The organism is Azospirillum brasilense, assembly GCF_022023855.1.
In the GTDB taxonomy this organism is placed as follows: domain Bacteria; phylum Pseudomonadota; class Alphaproteobacteria; order Azospirillales; family Azospirillaceae; genus Azospirillum; species Azospirillum brasilense_F.
On sequence record NZ_CP059455.1, the window covers coordinates 47,191 to 71,090 of the forward strand.

Consider the following 23,900-nt stretch of genomic DNA (forward strand, 5'->3'; position numbering starts at 1 on the left):
TCGAAGCGGAGGGAAATTTGGAGTTTTGAGCGAATCCACCGCTGAGAAAATAAACGCCATGCCCCTCATTCAAGAAGACGAACCTTATAAAAATCCCTGCCATGAGATTTCTTTAAAAACCTATCATTCAACAAATCTCATCAGTGCGCCGCTGATTTTTCCCAAGTGGCCGCCATATACAGGAGCAGAACATAAAATTAATGGGAGGTTGATATGCCGTTGCGCCCTGAATACACCCTGCACCAATCCGATCTGAACGAGTTCCTGTCCGCCCCGCTGTGGGACGAGGAGAACGGAAGCCGCCTCAGCGTTCTGTCCGCGCTCGCGCGGCTCGGCATTGATCCTTGGGCCGAGGCGGCCCGCCTGGCGGCGCTGCCGAGGGACGCCGCGGCATCGGCGTTGGCCGTCATCCTCCGCCGACTTCCGGCCCAACAACCCGAAGCCCCGGACGCCGTCGCGACGGCGGATCGCTTGGTGAGGCTACTGCCGGAAGGGGGGTCGGCCACGGCCCCGAACGGCGAGGTCGTCGACCGGAACCGCCGCACGGGCATCGCCACCCCCTGGTTTTTGCTTCTGCTCACGGCGGCGCTCGTCGCCTGGGGGATGATGAGCTTCTGGTCCTGACCACCCGTCCGCGCCCGCGGGGAAGCGGGGCGGGCTTACTTTTCCAGGACATAGGTTCCGGGCGCGTCGGCGAGCGCCGGGTGCGTCGCGCTGCCCAGCGCCGGCGGCTTTCCCTTTCGACCCGACCGTTCAGCCAACCATGACGTCCAGTCCGTCCACCAGCTGCCGCTGTGCGCGGTGGCCTTCCCGCGCCACGCCTGCGCGGTCGCGCCGGGCTCTCCGGCATCGTTGGTCCAGTAGGTGCCCTTGCCGCCGGGCGGGTTGATGATGCCGGCGATGTGCCCGCTGGACGCCAGCACGTAGCGCACCTTGCTCCCCTTGAGCAGCTGCGTGACGCGCCACGCGGAGTCCCAGGGCACGATGTGGTCCTTCTCCGCGCCGACCGCGTAGACGTCCTGAGGGATGCGCCCGAGGTCGATGGCCTCGCCCTTGAGCCTGACCTTGCCCGGAGCGATCAGGTTGTTCTCGACATAGGTGTTGCGCAGGTACCAGCTGTGCGCCGCCCGCGCCATGCGGGTGCCGTCGCTGTTCCAATACAGAAGATCGAAGGCCGGGGGCTTGTTGCCCATCAGGTAGTTGTTGACGACGTTCGACCAGATCAGGTCGTTGGAGCGCAGGAGGTTGAACATGTTGCTCATCTCCCGGCTGTCGAGGTAGCCGCGCTCCATCATCTGCTGTTCGATGAAGTCCACCGCCGGTTCGCCCATGAACACCGCGGTGTCGCCGACATGGGAGAAATCCTGGAGCGACACCATGAAGGTGGCGGCGTTAAACCGGGTGTCGCGCTTCGCCGCCAGCCAGGCGAGCGTAATGGCGAGCAGCGTGCCGCCGATGCAGTAGCCCATCACATTGATGGAGGTGGCCCCGGTGATGTCGCGCACCACGTCGGCGGCCTCCAGCGGGCCGAGGTCCATGTAGTCCTCGAAGCCGACACCGTCCATCGAGGCGTCCGGGTTCTTCCACGAGACCACGAACACCGTGAAACCTTGCTCGACCAGATGGCGCACCATCGAGTTCTTCGGCTGGAGGTCGAGGATGTAGTACTTGTTGATCCACGGCGGCAGGATGAGGAGCGGCACCGCATGCACCGCCCCGCCCGCCGGCTGATACTGGATCAGCTCGATCAGCCGGTTGCGGTGGACGATCTTGCCGGGGGTCGTCGCCAGATTGCGCCCCGGTTCGAAGGCGGTGGCGTCCACCATGCTGAGGCGGCCCTCCCGCAGGTCCGAGAGCAGGTTGCGCGCGCCGTCGGCCAGGCTGACGCCACCGGTTTCCAACACCCGGCGCAAGGCGGCCGGGTTGGAGAACAGCAAAAGCGTCGGGCTCATGGCGTCGACGAACTGGCGGAGATGGAAGGTCAGCCGCCGCCGTTCGGCGTCGTCGAGGCCGTCGGCCTGCTCGCCCTGCTCCAGCAGCCAGTCGGAGGCCAGCAGGTACACCTCCTTGAGCGTCCGGTAGGCCGGGTTGGTGTGCCATTCCGGTGCGGCGAAGCGCTTGTCGCCGTGGGGCGCCGAACCCGATCCGGCGGTGTCCGTCCCTTTGCCGTCGGCCAGCCCCCACCAGCGGCGGCCTGCGTCGTTCCAGGCCTCCATCGCGGACGTCCAGACGCCCGCCTGGGCATCGGCGGCCCTGCGGAAGGTCCTGTCCGGGCGGCTGAGCGACTGCATCCACACGGTCCGGAGCGCGTGGGCGACCTCCGCCCAGTCGACCGGCACGATGGTGCGGAAGGGATTGGCGTTCCACAGGCCATCGATGGACCGAAGCACCGGGTCGTTGGCGAGGACGTCGTTGAGCCGCCGGGTTCCGGCGTCCAGCAGGGTGCCGGTGAGATCGTTGGGCGAAACCTGCCACCATGGCCTGACGGCTCCGCTCCAATCGCGGACGGCCCCGACGTTGGCCTCCAGCCAGGATGTCCAGAGTCCCAGCGCCATGTCGGGTCTCATGGACAGCCGGTCGTGATTGTCGTCCGTGCCGGTCTTCCGCTTTGTGGCTTCGCCGTCTCCACGGGATTGGTCGCGTCGGCGGCGATGTTCCGTTCCTCTGTCAGTGCCCATGGGAAAAGCCTTTCGTTCGTTTGGCCCAACGCCCGGTCCAACGCCCGGGGAACCCGTCACGGACTGGCGAGCATCCACGCCACCACGGCGGCGATGCCGATCAGCACGCCGCCCAACCCGGCCTCGCTGAGGCGGCCGCGCCGGTACAGGGCGACGGAAACCGCGATGACCGAGGCGGCGGCGATGAACAGGCCCGCCTGTGATTGGTTCATGGCCTCTCCCCCCACCCCGCACGTTTCACCCTTCCGAGCCGCTTGCCCGTCCCCATCTCCCGAGGGGTCGACCGTCCAAGGGGCATTCTCATGATCGCGCGTGCGCCCACATCCGTGGTGCTGAACGGGGTTCTCGGCGAAGCGCCCGCGGAGCATGTGACGCTGGACTGGCTCATCGGAAGGCTCGGCCTCCGTTCCTTCGGTGTCATCCTCCTTCTCCTCGCGCTCGTCGGCGTGCTTCCGGGCGTGTCGGCCATGGCCGGCGTGCTGCTCACCATCGTCGCGTTCCAGATGATCCTGGATCGTCCCGGTCCCGCCTTTCCCCGCCGCATCGCCAGCCGCCATGTCGAGACCCGCCGGCTGGCCGCGATCATCGGCCGGACCGTCCCGGTGTTGCGCTACCTGGAACGCTTCATCCGCCCGCGCTGGGCCACCCCGTTCACGGCAACCAAGCGGGTGGTCGGCGGTGTCGTCCTGCTGCTCGGCGCGAGCCTCCTCATCCCTGTCCCCTTGAGCAACCTTCCCCCGGCGCTGCTCATCGTTCTGATCGCCTTCGCCTATCTGGAGGAGGACGGCGCGCTGCTCTGCGTCGCGCTGGTCGGCACGCTCCTTCTGTCCGTGATCGCCGCGGGAGCGGCCTGGCAGGCGATGAGCGCGGCCGGTTGGCTGCCGAGCGTGCTGTAGGAGATCCCCGCTCCCGACCGGGCCGAAGGATCATCCCGCGCATCATGCCCGCGGCGTCCCCTATGCGGTCGTCTCAGCCATGGCCGCGTCGGCCTGCTCGGCTCGTTCCAAGTCCAGGGGGGCGACCGTGATGGCCTGGGCGAGGGTCATTCCGCCGGCGCGCACCGGAAGCAGGATCACCGTCGCGACACGCCGATAGGCTGGGAAGGACAAGCCGTCGACCAGCTCCTCGTCGGTTTCAACAATGTAGGCTCCCGCCGGCTGCACGCCGTCGATCCCCTCCAATAGGAAGGGGTGCGAGAAGGTCACCGTTCTGCGGCTGGTGCGTGTGAGCATCGGACGTCTCCTGGGGCTTGATCGGCGTGGTGCGAAGGGGGAGGAGATGCGGGAGGCGACGAGGGCCAACCTTCCGACATGGCGGCGTTCCAAGACCCGTTGTCGTCCGCCCTGGACCGCCGTTCGATGGAGGGAACCGCCGGACGGCCCTCGCCCCTCGCAGCGCCGTCCGGAATCGCGACCGATTTCTGGTCTTCATGCAAAATATTATTAATGAGATCGTCAATCATCATGTCCTCCGATCCGCAGCGATGAAATTTTCCTAAGTCGCCGCTTCGGTATTTTCATATAAGCAATGCCGCGAAGCTTTGGTGAGATTGCGGACGAAAATTCGGGACATGCCACTTTGTTTCTGCAGACAGACTCGGAAACGCGGCAATTTTTCTGAAATTCGGCGACGGGAGCGGTGACCGCAGCTGGGGCCAGTCGGCTTCACCCCACCGGATTGAGCCGGCCCAAGGCGCCTGCTCCTTCGGGGAGCAGGCGTTCGCTGGCAACAATTGGCGCTTGGGGTCAGCGCTTGGTGGCGGGGCGGTCGCCGGTGGGCTTGACCTTCACATCGGTGCGCCGCGCCGAGGCTTCCACGGTCTTGTCGTGCTCGGTCGCCTTCTTGGACAGCACGACTTCCTCGACCACGCGCGCCTCCTTGGTCACCTCCGGCGTCTCGGAGGTGGCCGTCATCTCGACGGTCTTCTCCTCGAAGGCGGCGTCCGCCTCACGGGCGCCGAGAGCCCGGTCGGCCTTGTGACGTTCGACATCCACCTTTTCCTCGCGCAGCCGGACGGTCTCCCGAACCGGCGTCTCGGTCACCTCCGTCGTGACCTGCACCCCGCCTTTGCTGACACGGCGCTTGCCGATCTCCACCTGCTCTTCGACCACGGGAACGGTCTCCTCCTCCATGTCCGTGCCGCTGCCCACCGTTCCTTTATCCGTCTTTCCGCTGTCCGCCTTCGCCGTTTTTTTCGACTGATGCGAGGAGGCGTCGGGCAGGTCGATGGCGCCGTTCTCGTCAAGAATGGCCTCCGCGGCATCCGCGTCCTGATCGGCGATGTCGGCCGCCACCAGGGTGTGGCCCTGCTTGATCGCGGCGGCGTACCGCTGCGCGATGTCCTTGGTGAAGCCGTGGCCCAGCAACTCCTGTGTCGCCTTGTCGGCGTTGCCGGCTCCGTCGAAGGTGTCGATGTCCTTCTCCCGGCAACCGGCCGCAATGAGGGCCTGGAAGGCCTTCTGGGCGGCGCGCGGCTCCTTGTACAGTCCTACGACGATGGTGCTCATGATGGTCTCCGTTGAAGTCAGATGATGGCGAGGCCGGTCAGACCTCGGTGTCGGGCGGGGGGTGCATCCGTTCGATGATGATGTCTTGGCGGCGAACCGTGACCGTGTCGTCGAACCGGCGGGTGGCGGTGTCGCGGGTGATGCGCACCTCCTCCACCAGCTTCAGCCGCAAGGTCACGGTCGCGACCTCCTCGACGACCGAGATGATGGTCGTGTCGCCCTCCTGGCGGTCGGCGATCGGGTGATCGACGAACCGGTCGCACGGCACCCGCTCGATCCGGATGGTCTGCACCGACAGGTCGGCTTCGACCGGCTGCTCATGCTCGTGGGTGACGGTGTGGGCCTGGAGCGTTTCCGTGACCCGCTCACGCTTGCGGATGCTCACCTGCTCCTCGACCACCGGAAGCGTGTTCTGTTCGTTGATGGGCGCCTTCACGGGGGTCCTCCTGCCGCTGGATGGGGTGGCATCACCGTCCCCCGAACGATCGGCGGATGGTTGGACGGCTGCCGGGCGCGTCAGACCGGGTGCCGGTTCCGCTTGCGATCCGCCTCGTCTGCCGTATGGGCCGAAGCCCGGGCGATGCGGCCGTTGGCGTCGAGGAAGGCTTGCAGCCCGCCAAGCATGTAGCGGTTCCCGGCGAGCAGGATGTCGCTCGGGCTGCGCGCCCGGAGCATGTCGGTCATCATCTCGCTCTGGCGCTGGGCCGCTTGCTGCATGTACCGGACGATCTCGGAGCACGCCGCCTCATAGCGCGAGGTCATGGCGTTGCCGAACCCCATGGCGGCCGTGAGGTTCTGTTCGGCAGGATGGGCCGCGTCCTGAACCATGCGGCCAGCCAGTTCGCCACCGGCGGCGAATTGCTGGGCCGCCCGCTCGGTCGCCCGTTCGGCGGAGCCGCCGCCGGCTTGTGCCTTCCGGCCTTCGAAAGAGCGGGCCGACTGGTCGTGGGGCTGCCTGGCCTCGGGCTTGCCGGACCTCGTCGCCCCCTCGTCGCTGGCGCTGCGGATGCTGTGGGTTTTGGGGCTTTCCGTCTTCGCGGCTGCCTCGTCGCTGGCGCTGCGGATCGTGTGAACGGGGGACGTGCCGTCGGCCATGTTGAACTCCAATAACTGATCAATGATTGATTGGGGGCCAGGGAGCAGGTGGGCTCGACCTGTTGTGTCCTGCATCTATATTATGACGCATCGCACAATAACAAGGATCTTGAAAAGGAATATACCAATTGGAACCAGAATTATCGATATTAAGAGAATGTGCATTGACAGGATTTCTGATAATTACAAGGCGCACGCAACCTGAATTTTTCATTTTCTCATGACTGCGACGGACCTGGGAAAATACGTTGATCCTTTTTCTGGTCCGAGCGGGACGAAGCCGGTCAAGAAAGAAGGGAGCCCGCCACGCGCCGCGATTTCGGGCTCCACGCCGCCGTTAACGGCGGTGGCCGGTCATCATTGCCGGTCGGTTTTATCGAACGACGCGCTGGGTCACCCGCAGCCGGCGCTGCACGGCCAGGGAGCCGCCGACCGCCGCGGCAACGGCGCCGAGCAGCAGGACGGCAAAGCCGGCGAAGGAGGTCCGGGACGCCGCCGACGCACTGGCGTCCGCCGTGTCCTTGGCGGTCTGCACGGCCTTGTCGCGGGCCTGCTGCAGCTTGGCTTGACCGTCTTCGAAACGCTGGGCGGCTTCGTCGTGGCTGACCTTCATCTGGGCCGCCATGATGGTGATGATCCGCTCCTTGGCCGCCGCCGCCTCGCCGCCGCCGCCCGCATAGGTGACCAGTTCGGTCGCGATCACCTTCTGGGCGTCCTGCGGGCTCATCGTGGCCGGATCGGGGTTCGCCAGCTGCAGATACGCTTCGGCCTGTTGCCGAACCATGTCGGGGGATACTCCCGCCGCCTGGGCAAGCGGCTTGGCCGCGTCACCGAGTCCGCTGCCCGCCGCCGAGGTCACGCTGCCCAAGGCCGAGAAGCCGCCACCGATGATCCCGCCGATGGCCGAGGTCAGCAGCCAGAACGTCACGAGGGTGGTGATCCCCCAGGTGACCAAGCCGTGCAGCATCCCGTCGAACCGGATCTCGACACCGGCCAGCCAGGCCGCGACATACCCGCCCGCGGCAATGGCGAGGCAACTGCTGATGACCCACCAGATGCCCGCTCCGATGCCAAGGCTGCTGGCGCTCGGGGTGCTTCCCGCGTTGGTTTCGACCGTGCCCAGGCCGATGCCGGCGCCCAGCAGGCTGAGCACGAGCTGGATGGCGAGGGCCAGGATCACGCCCCCGAAGATCGCCGCCCATGAGATGCGGCGGTGGATGTGCGAGTGCCCCTCCGTCGTGGTGGTGGTCTCGAGCACGCCCGAACCGCGAAGCGGCGGGGCGGCATAGGTGTCCGTTGACATTGTGGTCGCTCCGGAAGAGGGCGTTCGAAGCCCCTCACAGGACCCCGAACGCAGGTTGGCAGGGGGAGCAGGGTTCGGATCAAGTTTTGGCGACGGGCGGAGCGGTCGAAATTTTCTCGATTTCGACATCCTCGCGGCGCACGGTGTCCCTCACCGTCTCGACGCGCTCCGTCGCGTCCTTGCGCAGCACCACCTCTTCGGTGACCCGGGCGGTCTTGCCGACAACGGCCTCCTCGTCCGTCTCGGTCATCTCGATCGTCTTCTCGGTGAAGTCCGCCTCCCCGACCGGATGGTCGCCGGTCACCGCGCGGCGCTCGACCGTCACCGTCTCGTCGCGCAGGCTGACCTGCTCCTCGACCGGCGTTTCGACCACGAAGCGGCGGACGCGGGTCGTGCCGCGGTTCACCGCGCGCTTGCCGACCTGCAACTGCTCCTCGGACAGTTGGATGCTGCCGCTCCCACTGCCGACCGCGTTGCTGCCCTCATTGACCGCGGCCATTCCGGCGGCGCCTTCCCGTGTGGGGGTCACCGGTGCGGCCGTGACCGGTGACGTTGCGGTGCTCGTCGTCGTTCCCGACAGTCCGTAGGCGGACGCCCGCTCGTCGATGTCGGCCGGGCCGTGCCTCTCCAGGATTTCGCTCACCATCGTGGCGTGCTGCGCCGGAGTCCTGACGGTCACGACGGTCGAACCGCTGTCCAGGCTGCGGTCATAGACGGCGTTGTCATGATCCGGGTCGCCGCCGAACAGGCTGGCCCAGAAGCCCGTCTCCTGGGCGGGAATCGCCGCGGCGGTTCCCGGTGCCTTGCGGGCGTGCCGGCTGATCGCATCCGCCGGAACGTTGGCCGCCTTGAGGTCACGCACGGCGGCATCAGCCTGGGCGTCCGTGTCGAAAATGGCGACGATGGTTTCGTCCGTCATGTCTGTCTCTCCTGGGGGGGGGTTGAGTGGGCTTGTTCTCTGAGCCGTCGCCCATCAGCCGGAGTCGTCGCGCCGATCCGGCGGAATGCGGCTGATGTCGGCGTCCTGGCGGCGCAGAGTCACCGTTTCCCGGTGACGCTCGGTGACGCGGACCCGCCGCATGTGGATTTCCTCGCGGAGGACGAGCCGGCGTTCGATGACGATGACGGCCTCCTCCTCCACAACCGGAATGATCGTGAGGTCACCGTCCTTGCGGATGGGAGGCACGCGATCGACCACGCGGCCTACGGCCACGCGCTCAATGGCGACCCGCTCATGGGTCAGCTCCTCGTCCACCAGCCGCTCGTTTTCGCGGGTGGTGACGGCAACCCGAACCGTATCGCCAACGGTGTCGCGGCGTGTGACCACCACGTCCTCGGCGTGCAGAGGCACCACCGGGTCGCGGGGCGGGGTTGGAGCGGACGACATGCAAAAGGCCTTGTCAAACGATGAGGAGGAAGTCTCGCGGAGGCTGGTGCCGCCCTGACGCCGGAGTCCGTTGACGCCGGGGTCCGTTCGCACCACGGCGAACCGGTCGACAGCCGCATGAGAAGGAACAGCCTCCGATCCGGGAAGTTGGCCGCTCCGGCGAATCCAATTCCGGTGAGCGGCTATGCACATCCGCACCGATGCCGACCGCGGTGAAAACAGGTTGTTTCCCGTACTACCGGTTCGCCTTCCCATTTGACGACCGATCCACCCCTTCGGGAGACAGTGCCTGGGCAAGATTTCGAACGTGGCCGCCGATGTGGGTCAGGACGGTTCTGATCCGGGGCGTATGGCGGTTGTCGCGGTGCACGACGAGCCAGATCGCGACGCCTGGAGGCGGCGATGGCGGCGTCAGGCGCCTCAGGCCGTTTTCCCGATCGGCGCGGAACCGCGCCAGACAGGCCAGCCCACCGCCCTGCGCGGCAGCCAGCACTGCGGCCTCGTGGCTGTTGGTCAGCAGCGCGACACGGGCGCGGGGGGCGAGATCGGCCAGCCAGCTGGTCTGCGCCGCCTCCTGGATGTCGTCGGTCTGGGTGATCAGGTGATGCCCCGGACAACCGGCCTGATAGTCCGGCTCACCCTGGCGATCCAGGTAGGCCGGCCCCGCGTAGAGGCCGAAGTCCAGGCTGCCGATCTTCCGGACGATCAGGTCGTGCAGTTCCGAGCGGGTCAGGCGGACGGCGATGTCCGCTTCGCGCATGGCGAGGCTGAGTTCGCGGGGGCTGGAGATCAGCTCGACCATCATCTCCGGATGGTCCGCGTGCAGCGCCGCGACGCAGGGCGCCAGGATCTGGGTGGCGACGGTTTCGGCGCAGGTGACGCGGACCAGACCGGCCAGACGGGTGTCGCGTCCCCCGACGTTGCGTTCCAGGGTGAGCGCCTCCGCTTCGAGCCGCTCCGCCTGGACACGGACCTCCTCGCCGGCCAGCGTCGGCAGATACCCGTCCGGCGTGCGGTTCAGCAGACGGACGCCGAGGCTCGCCTCCAGCGAGGCCAGCCGGCGGCCGACCGTCGATTGGGCGACCCGCAGGTCCCGTGCCGCCGCCGAAAGGCTGCCGGTGCGCGCCAGGGCCAGAAAGAATCTCAGGTCGTCCCAATCGAGCATGGACCCACCGCCAGGCGTGTTCGCCGTCCCGCCCGCCGGTGCCGGCCGAGATGGTCTCACCGCACAACCGCATCAACCGCTCAACGGGCCAATCCGGCACCCGGCGCGGCGGGAAACCCGGCGCGACGAGAAGAAAGGACGCTGCGATGCCCAAGCCCCCCTCCCGGACCGACGGGGAAAAGAGACATCCGGACGCCGTTCGGACGCTGCGGTGCCGGACCGTCGCCGAGGATCGCTTCCAGCAACGGAACCACATCCGCGATCTTCCGGATGGCCCGCCGGTCGGGGGCGGCGGCACCCCGACCCCGTCGGAGGCGCTGTTGGCCGCCCTCGGCTCCTGTCTGTCCGCCGGCATTCACGCCGACGCCGTCGCGCGCCACATCCCGGTGCACCGGCTGGAGCTGGTGGTCGAGGCGGAGATCGACAGCACGGCCGGATGGACCCTTGGCAACGCCGAACCGGGGCCGATCGGCTTCGAGGCGATCCGCGTGACCGTCCACCTGGACGCCGATGCCCCGCGCGACGTGCTGGCCGCTCTGGTCAGGCACGCGACGCTGTGGTCGCCGGTCGCCAACACCCTGCACAACCCCGTGCATCTGGACATCGCCCTGGCCGACGGCGCCCTGGCCGACGACGCCCCCGACACGCGTCCGGCCTGAACGTCTTCGGGCTTGAGCTTCCGGGGCCGTCAGGGGGTGGCGTCGCCGTCCGCTGCGTCGTCCGCCAACGCATTCCGCACGGCCGCCGCGAGATCCGGCGGGGCGATCGGCTTGTGCAGCAGGGAGAAGCCGCTGCGGCTGGCCTCCCGGATGCGTTCCGGCGAGGTGTCGCCGGTCAGGATGATCCCCGGCACGGCGAGTCCGAAAGCGTCCCTCAGATGCCTGATGGCATCCGCCCCGGTTTCCGCACCGGCGAGACGGTAGTCGGCGATGACCAGATCGGGCGGGCGCTGCCGGGTGAACAGCACCAATGCCGCCGCCCGGTCCACCGCGCCGAACACGTCGAACTCATACCGTTCGAGATACTGCCGGATGCTGTCGAGCACCACGGGGTCGTCGTCGATCACCAGCACACGCCGCCCGGCGCCGTCGAGCGGCGGTTCGGTGGCGGCCTCCTCCATCGCTTCGGCGTCGTCGGCGAGGGGAACGACGATTTCGAAGACCGATCCCCGGCCCGGATCCGATCGCACGCCGATCGGGTGGTGGAGCAGAAGGGCGAGACGGTCCACGATCGACAGGCCGAGGCCAAGCCCCTGGCGGCGGTCGCGGCCGAGATTGCCGACCTGATGGAACTCCTCGAAGATCGCCTTGAGCTGCCCTTCGGGGATTCCCCGCCCGGTGTCCCAGACCTGGACGCGCACCGCGCCGCCGGCACGGCGGCATCCGATGAGGATGCGCCCGCGGTCCGTGTACTTCACGGCGTTGGCGAGGAGGTTCTGGAGGATGCGGCCCAGCAGCTTCGGGTCGCTGCGGACGGTGACGCCGGTGTCGACCGAACGCAGCGTCAGTCCCGCGGCGTCGGCGAGCGGCCCGAACTCCTCGACCAGGCGGCCGATCAGCGTGCGCAGCCGGAACGGCTTCGCCTGGACGTCGACCACGCCGGCGTCCAGACGCGACACGTGCAGGATCTCCTCCAGCATCAGGTGAAGGGCGGTCAGGGTGTTGCCCAGGCTGGTCAGCAGCCGCGCCGAGGCCGGCGGGAGATCCTGGCCGGACAGCAGGTGGTGGAACAGCACCGCGGCCTGCACGGGCTGGCGCAGGTCGTGGCTGGCGGCGGCCAGGAAACGGGTCTTGCCGGCGCTCGCCTGCTCCGCCACCGCCTTGGCGGCGTCCAGCGCCTGCCGGGCGCGGTTGCGTCCGGTCACGTCCTCGATGCCCAGCAGGATGAGCGGGCGCTCCGAACGGCTCAGCGGGCGGGCGTTGATCTCCAGCGCGCGCGGCCCCTCGGTGTCGTGTCCGGCGGTGATCTCCAGCGCCTCGATGGTGGAGCCGTCGGCGATCATCGCCTTCAGGCGTCTTTCCAGCGCGGCGTCCCGGAACAGCCCGTCGGCCAACGCACCCATCGGATGCCCCAGCGTCGCCTCCGGCGTGGTGGCGAACATGCGGTAGTAAGCCTGGCTGGCGGCCGCCACCGTCAGGCCGGCGTCGAGCACCAGCAGGGCCTCGCGCACGGTGTCGACGATGGATTCGGCGAAGTCGCGGGCGGTCCGCACCGTATCCTGGATGGCCGCCCGCTCCATGGCGAGGCCCAGGATGGTGGCGACGGCCTGCACGAACTCCACGTCGTCTTCGTCGAACCGGTTCGGCTGACGGCTGTACAGCGCCAGGACGGCCGGCGCCGTCGTGCCGTCGCCGCCGAAGGCGACGCCGACGCCGCTGGCGATTCCGGGGGCGGGTGGACCGCCGGACACCCGCCGGTCGGTGGCGAAATCGCCGACGACGAAAGGCTGGCCGGACCGGAGGATCTGGCCGAGGTGCGACGAGGGATCGCCCGGAACCTCCCCGCGGGGCGCGGTCCCGGACTGGTCCCAGCCGCAGCCCTCCAGCATCCGCAACGTCCCGCCACCCCCCGAGGTGACGAAGATGCCGACGCTGTCGGCGCCGAACGTTTCGGCGATCAGGCTGGAGGCGGCCTGCAGCAGGGCGCCTATGGCCTCGTCGCCCAACGCCTTGCGGCCCAGGTCGGCGACCAGCTTCTGCTGCCGGACCCGCCCGGCGAGGATGGCGGCGGTGCGCTTCAGCGCCGTGACGTCGCTGAAGGTGATGACCGTCCCCTCGATCCGGTTGTCCTGCGTGCGGTAGGGATGGACCCGGCGCAGCAGCGTGTTGCCGCTCTCGGTCCGCACCTCGCGTTCCAGGGGCGACAGGGTGTCGAGGACCTTGCGGACATCGTCCATCAGTTCCGGATCGTTGAAATGGCGCGACACGTCGGTGATCGGCCGCCCGATGTCCGTCGGGATGAGCGAGAACAGGCGCGTCGCCGGGGCCGTGAAGCGCTTGATCCGCAGATCGGGCGACAGGAACAGCGTGGCGATGTCGGTGCTGGTCAGCAGGTTGGTCAGGTCGTTGGTCGCCGATTCCAGCTCGTCGACCTTCTCGTGGAGCTGGCTGTTGAGCGTGCCGAGTTCCTCGTTCAGCGACTGCAGCTCCTCCTTCGAGGTTTCCATCTCCTCGTTGGAGGATTGCAGCTCCTCGTTGATCGACAGGATCTCCTCGTTGGCCACGCGCAGGGCCTCGTTCGACGCCTCCAACTCCAGAATGGTGGCGCTCAGGTCCTCGCGGGTCACCCTCAGCTCGTGTTCGAGCTGCTCGACGACGGAGGCTTCGACGGACGCCTGCAGGTCGTCGGCGCCCCCGCCGCCGGCCGGGGATGCCGGCTCCATCACCGCGTCCCGGACGAAGGTGACCAGCAGCAGGTCCTCCCGCGCCTGCGGCGGGCGGACCGGGGCCACGGTGACGGTGAGCAGGGACAGCACGCCGCCCCGCGTCTGCCGGACCCTGCTGACGGTCACCCGCTGCCCCGACTCCAGGGCGCGCTTCACGGCGCCGCGCACCTTCAGGCGCAGGTCGCCGCGCATCATGGCCATCAGGTCCTGCGGCATCTCCCCGGTCGGCAGGTCGAGGAAATCGCTGGTCGGGCCGTACAGGTAGAGGATGCGGTGCTGCTGGTCGATCAGCACGGCCGCGGGCGCATAGGCGAGCAGCAGCGCGTGCCGGGTGATCTCGGCCGGGCTGACCCGCGCCGTGACGGGCGGCACCGGGATCGTCCCCACCGGCACGCCGACGGTCCGCGGCAGGGCTGGGCTGTACCGGCGGCCGTTGCCGAGCTTGCGGTACAGGCGCCATTTCTTGGACAGCGGCGCGAACAGGTCGGTGCGGTGACCGATGGTCTCGGCCGATCCCAGGAAGAGGCCGCCGCCGCCGTCCAGGCCGAAATGAAACAGGTCGAGGATCGACCGCTGGACCTTCGGGTCGATGTAGATCAGGACGTTGCGGCAACTGATCAGGTCGAGATTGGAAAAGGGCGGATCGCTGATCATGTTCTGAACGGCGAAGGTGACCGTTTCCCGCAGCGTCCGGTTGACCTTGTAACCGGCATCGACGCGGGTGAAGAAGCGGGCCAGCCGTTCCGCCGAGACATCGACCGCGATGGTTTCCGGGTAGACGCCGGTTCGTGCGACGTCCAGCGCGTGCACGTCGATGTCGGTGCCGAACACCTTGACGTCGCAGGATCGGTTCGCCGCCGCGCAGGCTTCCATCAGAAGCATGGCGATGGAGTAGACCTCCTCGCCGGTAGCGCAGCCGGGGACCCAGACCCGGATCGGCCGGTCGGAGCTGCGGCTTCGCACCAGCGGGCCGAGAATGACCTCGTTGAGGACGTCGAAGGCTTCCGGATCGCGGAAGAAGCGGGTCACGCTGATCAGGATGTCGCGCGACAGCTGCTCGACCTCGCCGGGATGGGTTCCCAGGAACTCGCGGTAGTGGCGCATGCTGTCGATCTGGTGGATGCCCATGCGCCGTTCGATGCGGCGCACCAGCGTGCGCGTCTTGTAGGCCCGGTAGTCGTGGCGGCTCCGCGCCCGCATCAGTTCGAGAATGTGGTCGAAGTCCTCCCCGTCGGATTGGGGGATTTCGGATCGGGAATCGTCGTCGTCCCCGCCGCCGTCGCGGACGTAGGGCTGGCGGACGTAGCGGAGCAGCGCCTCGGCCATCCGCTCCGGAGGCAGCACGTAATCGGCCAGACCGGTCGCGATCGCGCTGCTCGGCATGCCCTCGAACGCCGCCGTCGCGGGGTCCTGGACGACGACCAGACCGCCGCACTCCTTGATCGCCTTCAACCCGGTCGTGCCGTCAGCCCCCGACCCGGACAGCACGACGCAGATGGCGCCCTGCGCCCATTCGGCGGCCAGGGACCGGAAGAAGACGTCGATCGGCAGCGCGGCCGCTTCGTTCGCCGCCGTGCCGAGGGCGAAGCGTCCCCGTGTCATGGACAGCATGCGGCCCGCCGGGGCGACGTAGATGTGGTCCGCCTCGACCGGCATTCCGTCTTCGGCCGTGCGGACCGGCAACGGCGTGGCCTTCTCCAGCAGATCGACCATCAGCCGTTCGTTGTTCGGCGTGCGGTGCTGAAGGACGACAAGGGCAAGCCCGCTCGCCTCCGGGACGGCCTGCAGCAGGGCGGTGATGGCTTTCAACCCGCCCGCCGACGCGCCGATCCCGACGACGGCGACCGGTCCGCCCGAACGCTTGACCGGCGTGGTTATCCCAGGACCGGTTTGCGCGTCGTCCTGCCCGGTGAGGTCGTTGGGAGCGGTCATCATGCCCTCAAGTCCGCCGAACGGGACCCGCGCCCCAAGACCTCGGCATTGTGCGTTTCCAGCTTGCGATTCGAACGACGCATCGATCGGCTGTCGGTATCCAAGCCGGCGGGAGCCGTCGACAAACGGGTTAAAGAGCCAGCATCGCAGAGATATTAGAATTCAGCGCGTCTTCGCTAGGAAAGTCAACAAGCGTACGTCGTATTTCCGAGGCATCGGTCGACTTTCTTGGGAATTATTTCTCGATCCATGAAGCATTGGCGAGACGTCCAATGGTTGGCAAGATTTCCACGGGAGCGTCCCGCACCGACGTGACGTTTTTTACCCGAACCGGAAGGGCGATCATCGGCCCTGGCCTCGATGGACACTTGGCATGCCGCCGTTGCTCCCAACCGATACGGTGACGCGCCCGCCGCCTTTATATGGTACGCAATCCGCCGTGGACTGTTGTGGCATGACCATCTCCCTTGGTCACATTCCTGGCACGGCCACCGGCTGCATCGCAAGCGCCGCCGGCGGACGGGGCCGTCGCCCGAAACCGGTTCCAGCGAAGCGAGGCCGCCTTTGACCCTTGATCAGGTTCTGGCCGTCACGATCCTCATCGGGCTGGTGACGTTGTTCGTCTGGAACCGGCTGCGCTACGATCTGGCGGCGCTGCTCGGACTTCTCGTCGCGATGGCGGGCGGCGTTGTCCCGCCGGACCGGGCCTTCGCCGGGTTCAGCGATCCGGTGGTGGTGATCGTCGCGTCGGCGCTCGTCGTCAGTGCAGGGGTCGGCAAGTCGGGCGTGATCGGACGGGCCGTCAGGAATCTGGAGCCCCACATGCGGACGACCGGAATGCAGGTGGCGGTTCTGACGGGCAGTGTCGCCGTCCTATCCGCCTTCATGAAGAACATCGGTGCCCTGGCGATCTTTCTGCCGATCGCCATGCAGATCGCCCGGCGCAGCGGCACCCCGGCCTCCAAGCTCCTTATGCCGATGGCGTTCGGATCGCTGATCGGGGGCCTCGTGACGCTGATCGGCACATCCCCCAACATCCTCGTCTCGCGCGTGCGCGCCGAACTTACCGGCACGCCATTCGCCATGTTCGATTTCGCGCCGGTCGGCCTCGGCATCGTGATGATGGGCTTTGCCTTCCTGGTGATCGGCTGGCGGCTGTTGCCGGGCGGACGCCAGGGGGCGAAGCCGGCGGCGGCGGCCTTCAACGTCGATCCCTATCTTTCGGAGGTGCGCCTGCCGGTCACGTCGCCTCTGGTTGGGAAAACGGTGGCCGATCTGGAGGCCCTCGGCGAGGGTGGCGTCAGCGTGATCGCCATCATTCGCGAATTGGAAAGGCGCTACGTCCCCGCGGGGCATTGGACGCTGTTCGCCGACGATATTCTTGTCCTGCAAAGCGACCCACACACTCTGAAGGCGATCATGAGCGACGCGGGCCTGCGTCTCGAAGGGGCCGGCAAGGGGTTGTCCAAAGGACTGCCGGCCAGCGACATCGGCGTGGTCGAGGCCGTCGTGATGACGAACTCGCCTCTGATCGCCCACTCGCCGGCGGAGTTGGGGTTGCGCCAGAGGCACGGCGTGAACCTTCTCGGCATCAGCCGCCACGGCGACCTGATCGCCACGCGCCTCCGCAATCTCCGCTTCCAGGCCGGCGACGTCCTCGTCCTGGCGGGAAGCGTGGACGCCATGCCGGAGACCTTGCGCGGTCTTGGCTGCCTGCCGCTCGTCGACCGGGCGACAGGGCTGGAGCGGCGGCGCCAGGAGTACCTGCCGCTCGTGCTGCTCGCGCTCGCCGTGGGGACGGTTGCGCTCGACCTGATTCCGGTGATGGCGGCCTTCTTTGGGGCCGCGGTGCTGATCGTGCTGTTCGGTGTCCTGACTTTGCGGGAGGCCTATCAGGCGATCGAACTGCCGATCCTGGTCCTGCTCGCCTGTCTGATCCCGATCAGCGACGCGTTCGACCGCACGGGCACGGCGGATCTGGTTGCCGAAGGACTCGCCGTGATCGCCGGGGCCTTGCCTCCGGCCGGGGTGGTCACGCTCGTCCTGGTGACGGCGATGACACTGACGCCTTTCCTCAACAACGCGGCGACGGCACTGATCATGGCACCGATAGCGGTGAGCCTGGCGCAGAGGCTCGGCATGAATCCCGATCCCCTGCTGATGGCCGTGGCCGTCGGTGCCGCCTGTGACTTCCTTACCCCGATCGGGCACCAATGCAACACGCTGGTCATGGGTCCCGGCGGCTACCGCTTCGGTGATTACTGGCGGCTCGGCCTGCCGCTCTCGGTGATCGTCGTCGTCGTCGGGTCCGTTCTCATTCCGCTGGTCTGGCGGTTGAGGTGACGGTGGTGGCATTGCCATCCACCCGCGCCGAAAGGCGCGCTCCAATTCAAACGGTCGTTCAGGAAATGACGCGGCCATGAGCCGCTTCAAGGTGAAACGCGCCCGGTTCGTCGGAAGCTGGTCTGGCCGGATCACACTGGCGTGGCGGCAACCTGGCGGGTCGGCGCGATGTCTTGCTCACTCAGTCCGGCGGGATCACGGGGGCCGTCGCACGATGCTGCGCACCACAAACAAGGCACGGACGCACTCCCGGTCGGGATCATGATCCGATGCGTGGGCTATTTCACCGCCGCTCGCTGCTCACGGTCCAATAGGCCTTGAACCCGAGCCCGATCCAGCAAGCTCTTGACCGAGGCCGCCGCCCAGGTGCGCCCACCCCGCGGCGTGGTCTCCCGCATCGCCTCCAGCTGAGTGCCAATGGCCCGCAACGACAGTTTGGGGTTTGCGCGGGCGATGCCGGCGACCAGCACCATAAGCCGCTCGTCACCGCGGACGGATGGCACCTTGTCCAACAGCGCCCGGTCGGCCAGCCCCTCGGCGACGAAGGCACGGACAGCCCGGCGCAACCGCTCGGCGGTCCAGTGCCGCCCCGGCGGCAGCTTGGCGTTGACGGCGCGCGTCACCGCCGCCCACGAGCGGGACGGCCGGAGGCGCCGCACGGTGGGCAGCCACTCCTCGGCCGTGCGGGTCAGCTCCAGCAGGTAGATCTGGCGCTGCCGGTCGGCGAGGCGCTGCGCGGTCGCTGCGTCGCCCTGCTTCAGCTTGGGATTGCCGCCGACCCGGCCGCGTGCCTTGGCCGCCGCCAGCCCCGCCCGCGTGCGCTCGCGGATCAGGGACCGTTCGTACTCGGCCACGGCGCCGAGCATCTGCAGCACCAGCGTGCCGTGCGGACTGGCGGTGTCGATTGGGCTGGTCAGGCAGCGGAAGTGGCAACCGCGGCCACGCAGGTCCTCGATCACCTCCAGCAGGTGGGCCAGCGAGCGGCCGAGCCGGTCGAGTTTCCAGATGACCAGCGTGTCGCCGCGGGCGATGCGGGCAAGCGCCCGCGCCAGCTCCGGCCGGGCCCGGGACGCGCCCGATGCCTTCTCCTCGAAAATCTCCGTGCAGCCGGCGGCGCGCAGCGCGTCCAGCTGACCGGCCGTGGTCTGCTCGTCGGTCGAGACGCGCGCGTAGCCGATGAGGGCCATTCCCTTCTCCCAAGCCGGTGTCACTCCGGCTTTATGGGTGGACTCGGGGATGAGGATTTCTGCGCATGGATTCCGGCCTTATGGGCGGACACTCCGGCTTCAGGACCGAACTTTCCGGCTTCATGGGCGGACAAAACGGCAGCGGTTTTGTTGAGCGGATAGCCGCCGCGTGACGGGAGCCTCCTCAGCGCTACGGCCGGAGAGGCGGCCATGGCCAAACGCGACAAGCTTGATGTCACGGACGCGGAATGGGAGGAGGCTCGGCGCCGGGAGCCCGTGGTGCGTCGCTTGGCGTCCCTGGATCGCCTGAGCCTGCCCGCCCTGCGGGAGGCTTGCGCGCAGCTCCATCTTGGAAGGACCCGCGTCCGGGAACTGGTCGCCGCCTATCGGGCGGCCCCGGTGACCAGCGCGCTGGTCCGTCCGCAACGCGGCCAGCCCTCCGGGACCAAGCGCCTGCCCGCACCGATCGAGGCGGTTATCGAGGCCGCCATCCGCGACGTCTGGCGGACGCGCCAGAAGCCATCGGTGAGCGCGCTGGTCCGCCACATCGCCCACGACTGCCGCGCCCAGAGCCTGCGCCCACCCTCCTGGGACGCCATCAAGGCCCGTCTCGACCGGCTGGACGCCCGAGCGGTGATGACCGACCGCGAGGGCTACCGCAAGGCGGCGGCGCGTCTCCGGCCCGTGACGTCACCTTACACCGCGGAGTGGGCGCTGCAGGTCGTGCAGGTCGACCACACACTGGTCGATGTCTTCGTCGTCGATGACCGGCACCGCCTTCCCATCCAAAGGCCCTGGCTCACCCTGGCCATCGACATCGCCAGCCGCATGGTCGCCGGTTTTCACCTGACGCTGGAGGCCCCCTCGTCGGCGTCGGTGGCCTTGGCTCTTCACCATGCCGTCGCCCCCAAGGAGGCGTGGCTGGCGGCGCGCGACATCACCGCTCCCTGGCTGGTGTCCGGTCTTCCCGATGCCCTGCACCTTGATAATGCCAAGGAGTTCCGCGCCCAGGCCCTCAAGCGCGGCGCCGAGGAGCACGGCATTGACCTTCTCCACCGCCCGGTCCGCACGCCGCATTACGGCGGCCACATCGAACGGCTGATCGGCACGATGATGGGGGAGGCTCATCTGCTGCCGGGCACCACCTTCGCCAACGTGGCCGAACGTGGCAACTACGATCCCGAACGGCACGCGGCGCTGACGCTGGCAGAGCTTGAGAAATGGCTGGCGATCCAGATCGTCGGGCCCTATCACGCGGACGTGCACGACGGTATCGGCCTGCCACCGTCGGCCGCCTGGACCGGTGCCCTCGCCCGCCGCCCCGAAGCGGTGCGGGTTCCCTGCGACCTCGACGGCTTTCTGGTCGACCTGCTGCCCTGCCAAGAGCGGATGGTTCGGCGCGATGGCATCCGCCTGTTCAACATCCACTACTGGGACGACGTGCTGAGCGTGTGGGCCGGGCGGGTGGAGACGCGCCTGCCCGTGCGTTTCGATCCGCGCGACCTGTCCCGCATCTGGCTGGAGGCGCCCGACGGAACCCATTGGCCGATCCGCTATCGCGATCTCGCCCGGCCTCCCATCAGCCTGTGGGAGCACCGAGAGGCCCAGCGCCGACTCCGCGAACAGGGTCGGGCCGCGGTCGACGAACAGCTGATCTTCGACGCGGTGGAAGCCCAACGCGCCCTGGTGGCCGAAGCCGCGGCACAGACGAAACGGGCGCGGCGGGCGGCACAGCGGGTTGCGCATCTTACGGACGCCGAGGACCTGCCGTGCCCGCCGCCCATCGCGACCGATCGTCCGCAGACGCTTCCCGAACCGGCCGGGGACGGCGCGGTCGGGCCGGCCCCGATTCCTCTGCTGCCCTACGCCGTGGAGGACTGGTCGTGACCGAGGACTTCGCCCACCTGCACCCCACCTACCGGGCTCTCGCCACCTTGCCCGCCGAAGACCGCATCGCCCGGGTGCGTGCCGACCGCTGGATCCAGTACCCGACCGCCGACGCCGCCTTGGCCCGGCTTGCCGACGTGATGAGCTATCCGCCGCGCGACCGCATGCCCTGCCTGCTCCTGTACGGCGACACGGGCATGGGCAAGACTATGATCGTCCGCTGCTTCACGCGGGCGCACCCCTCCTCCTTCGATCGGACATCCGGCATGACGACCATGCCGGTCGTGGCCTTCCAGATGCCGCCGGAGCCCGATGAGGCGGACTTCTACGGCGAGCTTTTCGCCGCGTTGGGAGCGCCGCAACGGATGGGCAGCCGTCCCGCCGCCAAGCAAATCCGCGATCTGTGCCGCCACCTGCTGCGCACCATGGGCACGCGCCTGCTGATCATCGACGAGGTGCACACCATGCTGGCCGGGACCTACCGGCAGCAGCGCATCTTCCTGAACACCATCCGCTTCCTGGCCAACGATTTGCGCATCCCGCTGGTCTGCGCCGGGACCGATCTCGCGCGCCAAGCGCTGCTCACCGACCCGCAACTCGCCGAGCGGTTCGACGCGTTCCATTTGCCGCGATGGCGCGATGGAGAACCGCTTCGGTTGCTGCTGGCCAGCCTGTCCGCGGTCTTGCCGTTGCGCAAGGCGTCCCAGCTGGACAACGCCGCCGTGCGCAAACGCGTCTTGGAGCTGACCGACGGGGTCACGGTGCGGATCTGCCGCTTGATCGAAACGGTGGCGGTCGATGCGATCCGGTCCGGTCGGGAGCAACTGGACCTGTCGTCGTTCATCAGCGACGATCTGGTGTTGCCGCTCGTCGCCATGACGATGAAAAGCCCGGCCCGGCCGCCCCGCACACGGGCGGGCACGGGATGAGAATGGTTCAGACCTTTCCCATAGCCCCTCGTCCGATGGCTGGTGAGCTGCTGTCCTCCTGGCGTGCGCGGATCGCCTGTCGCTATGGCTTGGAAGGCTGGGAATTGACCCCGGCCGTTCTGTTCAGCCGACACTCCGAAGGCGCGTATCAACGCGATATTGATTGGGCTCCCGCCGCGGAGGACATCCGGTTCCTGGCCGCATCGAGCCGTCTGGACCGTGAAACCGTGGCGGCCATGGCCCTGTCCCGACGTGGATGGCCACGCCCCTGGGCGTGTTGGGAACGGGCTCCGGACGACACGACGGCCTGGGGGCCTTACGGACGGGTCGAGGTGGCTTGGTGTCCGGCGTGCCTGCGGCATGATCGGCAAGCCGGACGGGACGCGTGGCTTCGACGCGACTGGGCCATCGCCGCCCGGGGGCTGTGCGCCACCCATGGGCTGCCTTTGGAACAGCGCTGTCATTTTTGCGACGGCTGGCAGCCGCAACGGTGGGTGACGCTCGCTGATTCCGCCATTCTGCTGTGCGGGCATTGCGGTCGATCCCTCGACGAGGCTCTCGGCGACGAGGACAGAGGCGGCGGGCTGACGCGACCGTGTGCCCTCGATGACTGGGCAAACTTGCGAGCGTTCGAAGAGCATCTCGCGGCGGTCCTCGACGGCCACGAACCCGACGATTGCTGGGCCGGCCGCTCAAGCCGGCACGCCTTTCTCGACCTTGTCGAGGATCTGGCCCGGTTGCTCTGCCACTTGAACATGGCCAATGGGGATGATTGGGCTCTCATCAACCGGATCGTGCAGCCGCCATGGCCCACCGGATGGCGGGACCGGCTGCGGTGCGCCTCCGCCTATCCGCTGGCGACGGTCCCAGTTTGGTGGCGCCGGGCCTTGTTGTCGGCCATAGCCCGTCTGCTGACCGAAAGCGCGTCGGAGCGCGGCTACGGCTTTTCCTGGCTGGAGGATGTGTTGCCGCCCCGTCCTTTGAGCATCGGCATGCTCTACACCGAGTTGGACGATGTGGGCCGCCGCATGCTGGTTGAGCGCAGCAGCCGATGGCCGGCGCGCCCGCAGGCCGCCGCGCTCACGGCCGTTCGGACCGTTCAGGAGGAGGCTGCCGCCATCGCTCGGAAGACGCTGCTGGATTGGCAAGCCGCCGCCCATCGGCGACAGGAACGCGAGAGGAAAGCCGCACTCGCCGCCCAACGCCGGGAGCGGCAGCGTCTGCTTCGGATTTTGAACACCCTGTTTCGGGAGGCCCGCCGCGGACCGGTTCAAGGCAACCTTGCCAACCGAGTGATCGGCCGCGCACCCTTGTCCCTCGCCGAAACCGGGGTTCCCGGTTTTGGTTTGCGCTCAGCCTCCGTCTACCGGCGGATGGCCGAAGACATTCTTCGCGGTCCGGTTTGGCAAGCCTCGCGCCGGCTCGAGGCCAAGGACCGGATCAAGCTTCTGGGACGCTTGGCGCGTCAGGCCCTGAACGACGAGCCCGCTTCCCATCGGTCACCGGAATGAACAGTCCGAACCGCTCGGCACGGTCGAGCAACGCTTTGACCGAAGACGCCGACCAAGTCGTGCCACGGCGCGGCGTGCGGATGTGCATCTCCTCCAAGCGCGCGGCGATCGTGCGCAGGCTGATGGTCGGGTCGGCCCCCTTGATGCCGGCGATGACCAACAGGAGGTCGTCCTTGGGCGGCTTGCGCGGTGCCGGCGCGATCAGGTCCGGCTCGGCCAAGCCTTCCGCGACAAGGCGGTGGACCGCCCGCGACAGCCGGTCGGCGGTCCAGGGCTGGTCGGGCGAGCCGAGCCGGCCGAGTGCCCTGGCTACCTTGCCCCAGGAGTTCCCCGGGCGCAGGGCACGCACCTTGGGCAGCCACGCGTCCATGGTGGCCAGGAGGTCGGCCACATACTGCCGGTCGCGGATGGCGGAGAGCTGGGCGATGGCCTCGGGATCGCGGCGCCTGAGGGCGGGATTGCCTCCCACCCGTCCGCGCGCCTTGGCGGCCCGTAAGCCGGCCTTGGTGCGCTCGCGGATCAGCGCGCGCTCCAGCTCGGCCGCGGCGCCCAGCACCTGGAGGGCGAACTTGCCCTGCGGTGTGGAGGTGT

At 68.1% G+C, this 23,900-nt stretch carries 21 protein-coding genes; 8 read left to right on the top strand and 13 right to left on the bottom strand.

The window, feature by feature from the left end; all coding sequences use genetic code 11:
• Nucleotides 1-25: 25 nt before the first annotated feature.
• Both H1Q64_RS33595 and H1Q64_RS33600 read left to right on the top strand, forming a co-directional pair.
• Complete coding sequence (locus H1Q64_RS33595; RefSeq protein WP_174442001.1) at nucleotides 26-256, top strand: hypothetical protein; 231 nt, start codon at nucleotides 26-28, stop codon at nucleotides 254-256.
• A complete protein-coding gene (locus H1Q64_RS33600; protein WP_174436314.1) occupies nucleotides 214-624 on the top strand; it encodes a hypothetical protein in 411 nt (136 codons plus the stop codon). The genes H1Q64_RS33595 and H1Q64_RS33600 overlap by 43 nt, the downstream gene beginning before the upstream one ends.
• A gap of 35 nt (nucleotides 625-659) precedes the next feature.
• Here the strand turns inward: H1Q64_RS33600 and H1Q64_RS33605 are convergent, their stop codons facing one another.
• Nucleotides 660-2,555 carry a PHA/PHB synthase family protein gene (locus H1Q64_RS33605; protein WP_211105293.1) on the bottom strand — a complete coding sequence of 632 codons (1,896 nt, stop codon included), beginning with the start codon at nucleotides 2,553-2,555 and terminating at the stop codon, nucleotides 660-662.
• Between the two features lie 179 nt (nucleotides 2,556-2,734).
• Nucleotides 2,735-2,890, bottom strand: a complete 156-nt coding sequence (locus tag H1Q64_RS33610) for a hypothetical protein (RefSeq protein WP_174436316.1) — start codon at nucleotides 2,888-2,890, stop codon at nucleotides 2,735-2,737.
• 90 nt (nucleotides 2,891-2,980) lie between these two features.
• Here H1Q64_RS33610 and H1Q64_RS33615 point away from each other — a divergent pair, with 90 nt between their 5' ends.
• On the top strand, nucleotides 2,981-3,574 hold the full coding sequence (locus H1Q64_RS33615; protein WP_183182277.1) for an exopolysaccharide biosynthesis protein: 594 nt from the start codon (nucleotides 2,981-2,983) through the stop codon (nucleotides 3,572-3,574).
• Between the two features lie 60 nt (nucleotides 3,575-3,634).
• Here H1Q64_RS33615 and H1Q64_RS33620 read toward each other — a convergent pair whose 3' ends face one another.
• The 8 genes from H1Q64_RS33620 to H1Q64_RS33655 all read right to left on the bottom strand — a co-directional run bounded on the left by H1Q64_RS33620 (nucleotide 3,635) and on the right by H1Q64_RS33655 (nucleotide 10,135).
• Nucleotides 3,635-3,910, bottom strand: a complete 276-nt coding sequence (locus H1Q64_RS33620; protein ID WP_174436318.1) for a hypothetical protein — start codon at nucleotides 3,908-3,910, stop codon at nucleotides 3,635-3,637.
• Nucleotides 3,911-4,423: 513 nt separating this feature from the next.
• Nucleotides 4,424-5,185, bottom strand: coding sequence for a YsnF/AvaK domain-containing protein (locus H1Q64_RS33625; RefSeq protein WP_174436319.1), 762 nt, complete (start codon nucleotides 5,183-5,185; stop codon nucleotides 4,424-4,426).
• A 37-nt stretch (nucleotides 5,186-5,222) separates the two neighbouring features.
• Nucleotides 5,223-5,621, bottom strand: coding sequence for a YsnF/AvaK domain-containing protein (locus tag H1Q64_RS33630; protein ID WP_174436320.1), 399 nt, complete (start codon nucleotides 5,619-5,621; stop codon nucleotides 5,223-5,225).
• A gap of 80 nt (nucleotides 5,622-5,701) precedes the next feature.
• On the bottom strand, nucleotides 5,702-6,280 hold the full coding sequence (locus H1Q64_RS33635) for a phasin family protein (RefSeq protein ID WP_174436321.1): 579 nt from the start codon (nucleotides 6,278-6,280) through the stop codon (nucleotides 5,702-5,704).
• 373 nt (nucleotides 6,281-6,653) lie between these two features.
• Nucleotides 6,654-7,583 (bottom strand): hypothetical protein, encoded by a 930-nt coding sequence (locus H1Q64_RS33640; protein WP_237908318.1) that lies wholly within the window; start codon nucleotides 7,581-7,583, stop codon nucleotides 6,654-6,656.
• Between the two features lie 79 nt (nucleotides 7,584-7,662).
• Nucleotides 7,663-8,502 (bottom strand): YsnF/AvaK domain-containing protein, encoded by an 840-nt coding sequence (locus tag H1Q64_RS33645; RefSeq protein ID WP_174436323.1) that lies wholly within the window; start codon nucleotides 8,500-8,502, stop codon nucleotides 7,663-7,665.
• A gap of 54 nt (nucleotides 8,503-8,556) precedes the next feature.
• The gene (locus H1Q64_RS33650; RefSeq protein ID WP_200528798.1) at nucleotides 8,557-8,970 is read right to left on the bottom strand and encodes a DUF2382 domain-containing protein; all 414 of its coding nucleotides are present in this window, start codon (nucleotides 8,968-8,970) and stop codon (nucleotides 8,557-8,559) included.
• 235 nt (nucleotides 8,971-9,205) lie between these two features.
• Nucleotides 9,206-10,135, bottom strand: coding sequence for a LysR family transcriptional regulator (locus tag H1Q64_RS33655; RefSeq protein ID WP_237908319.1), 930 nt, complete (start codon nucleotides 10,133-10,135; stop codon nucleotides 9,206-9,208).
• 146 nt (nucleotides 10,136-10,281) lie between these two features.
• Between H1Q64_RS33655 and H1Q64_RS33660 the strand changes: the two genes are divergently transcribed.
• Nucleotides 10,282-10,794 (top strand): OsmC family protein, encoded by a 513-nt coding sequence (locus H1Q64_RS33660; RefSeq protein WP_174436326.1) that lies wholly within the window; start codon nucleotides 10,282-10,284, stop codon nucleotides 10,792-10,794.
• A 29-nt stretch (nucleotides 10,795-10,823) separates the two neighbouring features.
• Here the strand turns inward: H1Q64_RS33660 and H1Q64_RS33665 are convergent, their stop codons facing one another.
• Entirely contained in the window at nucleotides 10,824-15,455 is a 4,632-nt protein-coding gene (locus tag H1Q64_RS33665; protein ID WP_237908320.1) for a chemotaxis protein CheB, read from the bottom strand.
• A 357-nt stretch (nucleotides 15,456-15,812) separates the two neighbouring features.
• On the opposite strand from H1Q64_RS33665, the gene H1Q64_RS33670 reads away from it, so the two are divergent.
• Nucleotides 15,813-17,795, top strand: a complete 1,983-nt coding sequence (locus H1Q64_RS33670) for an SLC13 family permease (protein ID WP_247886433.1) — start codon at nucleotides 15,813-15,815, stop codon at nucleotides 17,793-17,795.
• Nucleotides 17,796-18,073: 278 nt separating this feature from the next.
• On the opposite strand, the gene H1Q64_RS33675 is transcribed toward H1Q64_RS33670, so the two are convergent.
• Nucleotides 18,074-19,006 carry a recombinase family protein gene (locus tag H1Q64_RS33675; protein WP_330874675.1) on the bottom strand — a complete coding sequence of 311 codons (933 nt, stop codon included), beginning with the start codon at nucleotides 19,004-19,006 and terminating at the stop codon, nucleotides 18,074-18,076.
• 186 nt (nucleotides 19,007-19,192) lie between these two features.
• Here H1Q64_RS33675 and H1Q64_RS33680 point away from each other — a divergent pair, with 186 nt between their 5' ends.
• Genes H1Q64_RS33680 through H1Q64_RS33690 form a run of 3 tightly spaced genes read left to right on the top strand, consistent with a single transcriptional unit; the run spans nucleotide 19,193 to nucleotide 23,309 of the window.
• A complete protein-coding gene (locus H1Q64_RS33680) occupies nucleotides 19,193-20,869 on the top strand; it encodes a Mu transposase C-terminal domain-containing protein (RefSeq protein ID WP_237908321.1) in 1,677 nt (558 codons plus the stop codon).
• A complete protein-coding gene (locus H1Q64_RS33685) occupies nucleotides 20,866-21,798 on the top strand; it encodes a TniB family NTP-binding protein (protein ID WP_330874677.1) in 933 nt (310 codons plus the stop codon). The genes H1Q64_RS33680 and H1Q64_RS33685 overlap by 4 nt, the downstream gene beginning before the upstream one ends.
• Nucleotides 21,799-21,800: 2 nt before the next feature.
• On the top strand, nucleotides 21,801-23,309 hold the full coding sequence (locus H1Q64_RS33690) for a TniQ family protein (RefSeq protein WP_237908322.1): 1,509 nt from the start codon (nucleotides 21,801-21,803) through the stop codon (nucleotides 23,307-23,309).
• Here the strand turns inward: H1Q64_RS33690 and H1Q64_RS34065 are convergent.
• Nucleotides 23,239-23,865 (bottom strand): recombinase family protein, encoded by a 627-nt coding sequence (locus H1Q64_RS34065; protein ID WP_419468882.1) that lies wholly within the window; start codon nucleotides 23,863-23,865, stop codon nucleotides 23,239-23,241. The two genes, H1Q64_RS33690 and H1Q64_RS34065, sit on opposite strands and share 71 nt — an antisense overlap.
• Nucleotides 23,866-23,900 lie beyond the last annotated feature (35 nt).

Excerpts from the sequence above, each read along its gene's own strand:
- H1Q64_RS33600 (WP_174436314.1), top strand. The coding sequence starts at position 214 with ATGCCGTTGCGCCCTGAATACACCCTGCACCAATCCGATCTGAACGAG.
- H1Q64_RS33605 (WP_211105293.1), bottom strand. The coding sequence starts at position 2,555 with ATGGCGCTGGGACTCTGGACATCCTGGCTGGAGGCCAACGTCGGGGCC.
- H1Q64_RS33610 (WP_174436316.1), bottom strand. The coding sequence starts at position 2,890 with ATGAACCAATCACAGGCGGGCCTGTTCATCGCCGCCGCCTCGGTCATC.
- H1Q64_RS33615 (WP_183182277.1), top strand. The coding sequence starts at position 2,981 with ATGATCGCGCGTGCGCCCACATCCGTGGTGCTGAACGGGGTTCTCGGC.
- H1Q64_RS33620 (WP_174436318.1), bottom strand. The coding sequence starts at position 3,910 with ATGCTCACACGCACCAGCCGCAGAACGGTGACCTTCTCGCACCCCTTC.
- H1Q64_RS33625 (WP_174436319.1), bottom strand. The coding sequence starts at position 5,185 with ATGAGCACCATCGTCGTAGGACTGTACAAGGAGCCGCGCGCCGCCCAG.
- H1Q64_RS33635 (WP_174436321.1), bottom strand. The coding sequence starts at position 6,280 with ATGGCCGACGGCACGTCCCCCGTTCACACGATCCGCAGCGCCAGCGAC.
- H1Q64_RS33640 (WP_237908318.1), bottom strand. The coding sequence starts at position 7,583 with ATGTCAACGGACACCTATGCCGCCCCGCCGCTTCGCGGTTCGGGCGTG.
- H1Q64_RS33645 (WP_174436323.1), bottom strand. The coding sequence starts at position 8,502 with ATGACGGACGAAACCATCGTCGCCATTTTCGACACGGACGCCCAGGCT.
- H1Q64_RS33650 (WP_200528798.1), bottom strand. The coding sequence starts at position 8,970 with ATGTCGTCCGCTCCAACCCCGCCCCGCGACCCGGTGGTGCCTCTGCAC.
- H1Q64_RS33655 (WP_237908319.1), bottom strand. The coding sequence starts at position 10,135 with ATGCTCGATTGGGACGACCTGAGATTCTTTCTGGCCCTGGCGCGCACC.
- H1Q64_RS33660 (WP_174436326.1), top strand. The coding sequence starts at position 10,282 with ATGCCCAAGCCCCCCTCCCGGACCGACGGGGAAAAGAGACATCCGGAC.
- H1Q64_RS33665 (WP_237908320.1), bottom strand. The coding sequence starts at position 15,455 with ATGATGACCGCTCCCAACGACCTCACCGGGCAGGACGACGCGCAAACC.
- H1Q64_RS33670 (WP_247886433.1), top strand. The coding sequence starts at position 15,813 with ATGGACACTTGGCATGCCGCCGTTGCTCCCAACCGATACGGTGACGCG.
- H1Q64_RS33680 (WP_237908321.1), top strand. The coding sequence starts at position 19,193 with ATGGCCAAACGCGACAAGCTTGATGTCACGGACGCGGAATGGGAGGAG.
- H1Q64_RS33690 (WP_237908322.1), top strand. The coding sequence starts at position 21,801 with ATGGTTCAGACCTTTCCCATAGCCCCTCGTCCGATGGCTGGTGAGCTG.